The 7519-nt window shown below is 43.1% G+C and carries 7 protein-coding genes and 1 tRNA gene; 2 read left to right on the top strand and 6 right to left on the bottom strand.

Annotated features, from left to right (window positions below; translation table 11 throughout):
* From DUT71_RS03200 to DUT71_RS03180, 5 genes are all read right to left on the bottom strand, one after another.
* The coding region (locus tag DUT71_RS03200; protein WP_205313824.1) for a phage integrase SAM-like domain-containing protein at window positions 1–602 on the bottom strand (602 nt) is incomplete at its 3' end.
* 250 nt (window positions 603–852) lie between these two features.
* Window positions 853–926 (bottom strand) — tRNA-Asp (locus DUT71_RS03195).
* Between the two features lie 208 nt (window positions 927–1134).
* On the bottom strand, window positions 1135–2208 hold the full coding sequence (gene prfA / locus DUT71_RS03190) for a peptide chain release factor 1 (protein WP_113661053.1): 1074 nt from the start codon (window positions 2206–2208) through the stop codon (window positions 1135–1137).
* Window positions 2209–2407: 199 nt separating this feature from the next.
* Complete coding sequence (locus DUT71_RS03185) at window positions 2408–3214, bottom strand: hypothetical protein (RefSeq protein ID WP_113661052.1); 807 nt, start codon at window positions 3212–3214, stop codon at window positions 2408–2410.
* Between the two features lie 3 nt (window positions 3215–3217).
* Window positions 3218–3976 carry a UDP-2,3-diacylglucosamine diphosphatase gene (locus DUT71_RS03180; protein ID WP_113661051.1) on the bottom strand — a complete coding sequence of 253 codons (759 nt, stop codon included), beginning with the start codon at window positions 3974–3976 and terminating at the stop codon, window positions 3218–3220.
* Window positions 3977–4184: 208 nt separating this feature from the next.
* Here DUT71_RS03180 and DUT71_RS03175 point away from each other — a divergent pair, with 208 nt between their 5' ends.
* Together DUT71_RS03175 and DUT71_RS03170 are read left to right on the top strand one after the other, a co-directional pair.
* Complete coding sequence (locus tag DUT71_RS03175; RefSeq protein WP_113661050.1) at window positions 4185–5195, top strand: NAD(P)/FAD-dependent oxidoreductase; 1011 nt, start codon at window positions 4185–4187, stop codon at window positions 5193–5195.
* A gap of 32 nt (window positions 5196–5227) precedes the next feature.
* Window positions 5228–5554 (top strand): 2Fe-2S iron-sulfur cluster-binding protein, encoded by a 327-nt coding sequence (locus tag DUT71_RS03170; RefSeq protein ID WP_113661049.1) that lies wholly within the window; start codon window positions 5228–5230, stop codon window positions 5552–5554.
* 252 nt (window positions 5555–5806) lie between these two features.
* Here the strand turns inward: DUT71_RS03170 and DUT71_RS03165 are convergent, their stop codons facing one another.
* Window positions 5807–7495, bottom strand: coding sequence for a S41 family peptidase (locus tag DUT71_RS03165; RefSeq protein ID WP_113661106.1), 1689 nt, complete (start codon window positions 7493–7495; stop codon window positions 5807–5809).
* Window positions 7496–7519: the final 24 nt, after the last annotated feature.

Raw genomic sequence — 7519 nt, 5'->3', positions numbered from 1 at the left:
GATGTGGCCAGTTTGCAAAAAAAGCAGTGGCCAGTTTTGGAATAATCTACAGTGCAATTATTGCCATTCTTCCTTACACTCCGTAAGTAATAATCAAAATCTTCCAAAAATGTATAGGATATCCTAGAAACTGGAATATCTGAAATATGGTACCTGTATTTCATAAAGTCCTTAACATGGCTTAGGCAGGTCTTATATCTGGTGAGTGTACTCCTCTCGTATTCCTGCCCCAGCAGCGACTCCATCTTTTCATTATGGTCGTTAAATACCTCAATAAGCGTCCTTGCTTTTTCAGCCTTACCCAGAAAACGATTTTTCAGGGTTTCTGCCGTAAGGACTTCATTGTTCAGGCTCATAAGCTTATAGAGCTCCTCGGCTCGGGCATGTATCCTATCAAGCTGGGAATTGGTTGTACGGGCGGCTTCGGTATTTCCATAAATCCTCCCGTTTTTGGCATCCCATTTTTCGGCAGGACAGGTTTTTCCTGTAGAGACCTCGGTCCTCTTTCCATCTACGGTAAACCGTAGGTAAATCGCTATTGGACCTGTTACTTTTGAATTTCGCTTTTTGAGATAAAAAAGCAGATTGACATTGGTTACCATTTTGCAAAATGATTAAGTAAAACAAAATTGTTCATTTCCTCACTTGCAGTCAAGATGTTTAACCAGTGAACATGCTGTAAAACAAATACTTACAACACTCCTGGTGAGCACTTAGCATATTTACAAGGTGCTCACCGAATTGCTCACCAGAAGTATGAGTTTTTATGCATATTTTGATAATTCCCTGAAAACAAAAAAGCCCTTAAACATTACATTTAAGGGCTTTTAGTGCTTTTTGATACTTTAAAAGCGGTCCGGACGGGACTCGAACCCGCGACCTCCGCCGTGACAGGGCGGCATTCTAACCAGCTGAACTACCGAACCGTTTTCCCTACTTTCAGATGTCCGTCTTTCCGTTTGGGTTTGCAAATATAGCTTGTTTTATTTGTTTTGCAATAAAAATTTCAAATTATTTATAACAAGCTGTCTCTCAACGATAAAAAACTGCATCCGCAGGTTTGAAATTATTTTTTTGGCTTCTATTATTCGCCCAATGCCCAGATCCTAATATCTAAATACTAAATACCGGGCGCTAATTTACGGCGCCTTCTTTCATTTTTTCGGCATTTTCAGCAAACTGAAGCTTATCAATCAGTTCCTGGATATCACCGTCCACAATAGCAGGCAAGTTGTACAAGGTTAAACCAATGCGGTGATCGGTTACACGGCCCTGAGGATAGTTATACGTTCTGATCTTCGCCGACCTATCACCAGTCGACACCATCGTTTTACGTTTTGCGGCAATATCGCCGTGTTTCTTCTGTACCTCCAGGTCGTACAACTTCGAACGCAACATTTCCATCGCCAGCTCACGGTTAGCCAACTGCGAACGCTCCACCTGGCATACCACCACAATGCCCGAAGGCCTGTGCGTTAACTGCACCTTGGTTTCCACCTTATTTACGTTCTGTCCACCTGCACCACCCGAACGTGAAGTTTGCAAATCAATATCGGCAGGGTTAATATACACGTCCACCTCCTCGGCCTCTGGCAATACCGCTACCGATGCCGCCGAAGTATGCACCCTTCCCTGCGTTTCCGTATCAGGTACCCGCTGTACGCGGTGTACACCACTTTCATATTTCAGTGTTCCGTAAACATCGTCGCCACTTACCTTCAAAATCACCTCTTTATAGCCTCCGGCAGTACCTTCGGTTACGTCCATTACCTCCACTTTCCACCCTTTGGTATCAAAATAGCGGGTGTACATACGGTACAAATCACCAGCAAAAAGTGCCGCCTCATCACCACCGGTACCGCCACGAATTTCAAATACCGCATTTTTGGCATCTTCAGGATCCTTGGGAATCAACATCAATCTAATACGTTCCTCCATTTCCTCCTGTTGCACCAACAACAAATCCTGCTCCTCCTTGGCCATTTCCCTCATCTCCGGATCTTTCTCGTTGCTCAAAATATCTTTGTTCGCCTCAATATTGCTCATCACGTTTTTGTACACCTTGTACTCCTCCACAATTTTAGTGAGGTCTTTATACTCCTTGTTCAACGCAGCAAAACGCTTCATGTCCTGGATCACATCAGGATTGCTCAATTGCTCCTCCACATCTTCCCAGCGCAACTTAATGGCTTCTAACTTATCTAACATATATTTTTCTAGAAAATCAATATCCTACCACAATCAAAGCAAGCCCCGCTTTCCGCTTTTGTCTTTTTGCACCCTCCACAAACCTCATAGGTTCACCCTGCCCTGTGCCTAGCAAACCTATGAGGTTTACCCAAGCCAAAAAGTACAACCGCTTCAATCGGGTTTATTTAACCAAAAACAGTGCAATAAATCACATGCTTTAATTATCGGACAGCAAAAATACGGCTTTTTCGGTTAACACCGCAATTAATTTGTTGCCCACTGCCACTTGACTAATAACACCGCTTACAGGCAGTTGCTGTTTAGATTGCTCAAACGAAACAGGATGATATTTCAACAACGTGCGGTTATTTACGTAGGCAATTACATTGCTCGTAATGTTAAAATCCGTCAAACTATCAATGGGCAGTTCCCTGATGTAGCCGCCAAATCTATCAAGCTGCAAAATGCCGTTATCCCTGCGCTGTAAAAACACGTACTGATCAGAAGCGGCCAGTTTCTTGGCATCAACTACCTCATCAAACAACTGGGACAAATTAGCCGAGCGCACGTCTTCCGTAAAATTACTGCTCAGCTTAACCAGTGCATTACTGGCCCTGTCGAAAATCCACAGGCTATTGTTATTTCCCGAAGCCACTGCCGAGACCAGTAAATTACCGTTCTTGGCAAAAGAATAGCTCGTAATTTCGTTCAGGTTGTTATTTAACACCACTACTTGCTGAAAGTCTGCATAAAAAAGCACAATTCTCAATGGATCCGAAACATCTACGCTGTACAATTTCCCAAAACGATTATTGCTGTAACGCCATTTCAAAGTGCCTTTTGCATCATACTTCAACAGCTCGTCCCTGCCTGATAGCAGGTAAACATTATCCAAATTATCGGCGTAAACCGCTTTAGCCGTTGTATCTATTTTGGTTACCTGTTTCAATTGCGCTTTTGTTTCGCCGTTACTCAACAGCAAAACAATTAAACAATTAAGCAATAAAACAATTAACCTTTCCATTAACTACTTCAATTCGCCTTTAGGGGTAAAATACGCCAACCTCAGCTGCTCCCCGTCAAACACTCCGTACGATTGATAATTTAACCACTCGCCAATGTTCACGTAGGTGCTGTTTTCGCTCAATTTTATTTCCAGGGGCAGGTGCCTATGCCCAAACACAAAATAATCAAAGTGCTGTTTTTGCAGCTGCTCTTTGGCATATACGGCCAGCCACTCCTTTTCTTCGCCCAAAAAAACTTCTTCGGCTTTGCTGGCAGCCCTACTATGTGCCGACCAGCCATTAGCTATGCCCATGCCAATGCTGGGCGGCAAAATGCCAAACAGCCACTGGCAAACAGGGTTCCTGAAAATCTTCCTTAAAACCTTATACTTGCGGTCGCCCGGGCCCAAACCATCGCCATGGTGCAGGTAAAATTTCTTGCCATTGCGTTCCATCACCAATTCATCGCTCACAATCTGCATCCCTATCTCCTTGGTGAAATAATCCTTCACCCACATATCGTGATTGCCCTTAAAAAAGTAGATTTTAATTCCGCTATCGGCCATTTGCGCCAACTTTCCTTGCAAGCGCACAAAGCCCTTGGGCACTACGTACCGGTACTCAAACCAAAAATCGAACACATCCCCCATTAAAAACAGTTCGCCGCAAGTGGGCGTAATCAAATCAAGCCACTTTACAATGCGGTCCTCACGCTGCCTGCTCTCCTCGTAATTAGGAGATCCCAAATGGAAATCTGATGCGAAATATATGTTCTTGGTCATCTAAATTTCAAAGATAGTTTAGTTTTAAGTAATAATTAAGTTTTGCCAATAATACTTCGTTTCTTTGAAAAGAACTAAATAAAAAACGGCCATTACAATGCAATTCCGATAGATTTAGTAGATTTTTTCACTTTCTATCTAGAATTCATCTAAATAAGTGCCGTTATTTAAAACTTAATTTTGTACTTTTGCACAAATTTTTAAGAATATGATCTCTACTGATATAGCTATTATAGGCGCTGGGCCAGTTGGTTTGTTTGCAATTTTTGAAGCGGGTTTATTAAAGATGCGCTGTCATTTAATTGACTACTTACCACAGGTTGGCGGGCAGCTATCAGAAATATACCCTAAAAAACCTATTTACGATATTCCGGGTTTTCCATCCGTATTGGCTCAAGAGTTGATTGATAATTTGATGGAACAGGCCAAACCTTTCCACCCTGGATTTACCCTTGGCGAGCGCATTGAGGGCCTGGAAAAAAGAGGCGAAGCAGATTTTGTGCTTACCACCAACATGGGCACCGTAATTGAAGCCAAAGTAGTGGTAATTGCTGGCGGATTGGGCTGCTTTGAGCCTCGTAAACCTGCCGTTGCCGGATTAGAAAAATTTGAAAACGGACGCGGCGTAAACTACATGATTTTAGATCCGGAGAAGTACCGCGACCAAAAAATGGTGATTGCCGGTGGTGGCGATTCGGCCCTTGACTGGACCATCTTTTTGGCCGAAGTATGTAGCGAACTAACCTTGGTGCACCGTAGCGAAAGCTTTAGAGGCGCACCTGATTCGGTAGCTAAAGTAATGGAGCTTGCGGAAAAAGGCAAAATCAACCTGGTGCTGAACAGCAACCTAAATGCCGTACATGGCGAAGGCAAGCTTGAAACGGTTGAAATTATCCATAACAAAACCATGGAAACCATTTCGGTAGAAGCCGACCACCTAATTCCTTTATTTGGACTTAGCCCTAAGTTGGGGCCAATTGAGCAATGGGGACTTAACATCAGCAAAAGTGCTATCGAAGTGAATGTGGATGATTATTCTACCAATGTACCGGGTGTTTATGCTATTGGCGACATCAATACTTATACGAATAAGCTAAAACTTATTTTATGCGGTTTCCACGAAGCGGCATTGATGAGCCACAGTGCTTACCAATATATGAACCCTGGGGTAAAATATACCATGAAATACACCACCGTTAATGGGGTTAGCGAGTTTTAAACCCTTAATCCCGAAAGGGAAAAAATATTACAATGAGCGATATTAATATAACAGTTGAAGATAGAGAGGGAAATGTAACTGATTTGGTTGCCCCTACAGATATGGGCCTTAGCCTAATGGAGTTTCTAAAAGCTAGCGAATACGATGTATTGGCTACTTGCGGCGGCATGGCCTTGTGTGCAACCTGTTGCGTTGACGTGCTTGAAGGCGAAGAAAAGCTCCATGAAATGAGCGACGATGAATATGCCATGTTGGATACTTTGCCTGACCTTTTGCCCAACTCGAGGCTGGCTTGCCAAATTCAGCTAAAACCTGAATTGGAAGGCTTAAAAGTAAGGTTACATGCTATGGATTATTAGTTAAATCTATATAGATATAAAAAAAGGAGTCCCGAACGTTGGGGACTCCTTTTTTGTTTTTATACGCTTTTCAACCGCAGTTCGATTATTATTTAGCTGATTTTTAATGGAATGAAGTCAACATTGGTTTGCTGACCCTGAAATAAATTCAGGGTGACGTCAGAAGGGCTGTTCGTCATGCTGAATTTATTTCAGCATCGGTTTTACGGGCTATTTTAACAGATTTAATAATCGAATTGAGGTTTTTAAATACTAATTCTCTTCGTCTACCGATAGTTTGGCACTACCTATGGTTTTATAAGTCCCATCGCCTTTTAAAATGGCTAGCATCTGGCTTTGGTTGCCAAATAGCGATTTAGCTTTGGCAATTTCCTGATCATATTGGAAAGCCTGTTCAATCCTTCCCTTTTCATGGAAGTAACGACTAATGATCTGCGTTTCCAAGGCTCTTTTGATCTCTACTTTGTGATTGGTCAAATCATTCTTCTTTGCTCCGGTCATCTTCACTTTTAAGGCCTCCAAGTCTGCCTTAACCGCTGCAGTTTTATTCTCCCGCTCTGCTTCGGCTTTCAGGTCATTTAACAGGCGTTCTGATCTGGAAGTGTAGCTATAATCCTTGTTAGCTAAAGAAGCTACAAACTGGGCATACTGAGCGTCGTTGATCTGAAAATCTTTTGCGGAGGTTACCTTGTTGTTTTTTTTGAATTCGTTGGCATAATCGAAGAACAGGTTCTTGTTAAACAATGTTAAAGTAACCGGACTGTATTTTACGGGCGCAACCACTACGTCGGGAAAAATACCGTTTCCATCATATACTGTCCTGCCGGCCTTGGTTCCAAAAGCCTTCAGGGTGCTGTCGGCAAATTTACCCGCTGTGCCGTCCTGTTTTTTATGGGCATAATCCAATGCCTGAATGCATCGCCCAGATGGCGTATAATACTTGGCAACCGTAACCTTTACCAGGCTGTTGTAAGGCAAATTAAAGGTTTGTTGGACCAGGCCCTTGCCATAGCTTCTTTGCCCCACCACAATGGCCCTATCAAGATCCTGGAGGGCGCCGGCCACAATTTCTGAAGCTGAGGCAGAAGCTCCATTGATCAATACCACTATGGGGAGGTTTGGCGCAATAGCCGGCAACATAGTTTTATAGGTTGCGTTTTTTTCGGGGTTACGGCCTTTCTGGCTAACTACCAATACGTTTTTATCTACAAAGAGGTTAACGATTTTTACGGCTTCCTGTAAGATCCCGCCGCCGTTGTTCCGCAAATCTAAGATGAGGCCCTTGGGCTTTTGCTTCATGATGTTTTCCAGGGCCTCTTTCACTTCTTGTCCAGAGTTTTCCAAGAACTTATCCAAACGGATATAGCCTACCTGCTCGTCCAACATTCCCGAGTAGGAAACATTGGGCTGTTTAATTTCCTCCCGTACCAACGATTTGTCAATTACCGCACCGTCTCTTAGCAAGGTTAATGCTACAGGCGTTCCTTTTGGGCCCCTTAATAGCTGGCTAATTTGCGTTCTTTGTTTTCCGGTGGTTTCTATACCGTTGATTTTTACAATCTGGTCTCCAGGACGTATGTCTGCTTTTTGGGAGGGATGTCCTTCGCTCACTTCGTTTACGTAAAGCTTGCCATCAATGGTTAGGGTTCCCGCACCTATGCCTCCATATTGGGTGCTCACATATTTCAGCTTGTAATCTTCTATTTCTGATTCGGGCACATATTCTGTGTAGGGATCAAGGCTTTCCAGCATAGCATCTATACCGTGCTTCATGAGCTCGCCGGCATTGGTTTCCTCTACGTAGTTAACATTGATTTCCTTGTATAGGGATGCGAATACATCCAGGTTTTTGGAGACCTGAAACAGATCTTCCTTAAAGGCTAGGGCAAGCGAGGTAACGGCTAGGATGGTGCACAAAAGTGCTATTTTTACTTTCTTCATATCGCCAACATTTAAATAGCATCT

Origin of the sequence: Pedobacter nanyangensis (assembly GCF_003313505.1) — a bacterium.
Taxonomy (GTDB): Bacteria; Bacteroidota; Bacteroidia; order Sphingobacteriales; family Sphingobacteriaceae; genus Pedobacter; species Pedobacter nanyangensis.
Note: the sequence above shows the minus strand (reverse complement) of the source record. Positions and strands in the feature narration are given on the sequence as shown.

Excerpts from the sequence above, each read along its gene's own strand:
- prfA (WP_113661053.1), bottom strand. The coding sequence starts at position 2,208 with ATGTTAGATAAGTTAGAAGCCATTAAGTTGCGCTGGGAAGATGTGGAG.
- DUT71_RS03185 (WP_113661052.1), bottom strand. The coding sequence starts at position 3,214 with ATGGAAAGGTTAATTGTTTTATTGCTTAATTGTTTAATTGTTTTGCTG.
- DUT71_RS03180 (WP_113661051.1), bottom strand. The coding sequence starts at position 3,976 with ATGACCAAGAACATATATTTCGCATCAGATTTCCATTTGGGATCTCCT.
- DUT71_RS03175 (WP_113661050.1), top strand. The coding sequence starts at position 4,185 with ATGATCTCTACTGATATAGCTATTATAGGCGCTGGGCCAGTTGGTTTG.
- DUT71_RS03170 (WP_113661049.1), top strand. The coding sequence starts at position 5,228 with ATGAGCGATATTAATATAACAGTTGAAGATAGAGAGGGAAATGTAACT.
- DUT71_RS03165 (WP_113661106.1), bottom strand. The coding sequence starts at position 7,495 with ATGAAGAAAGTAAAAATAGCACTTTTGTGCACCATCCTAGCCGTTACC.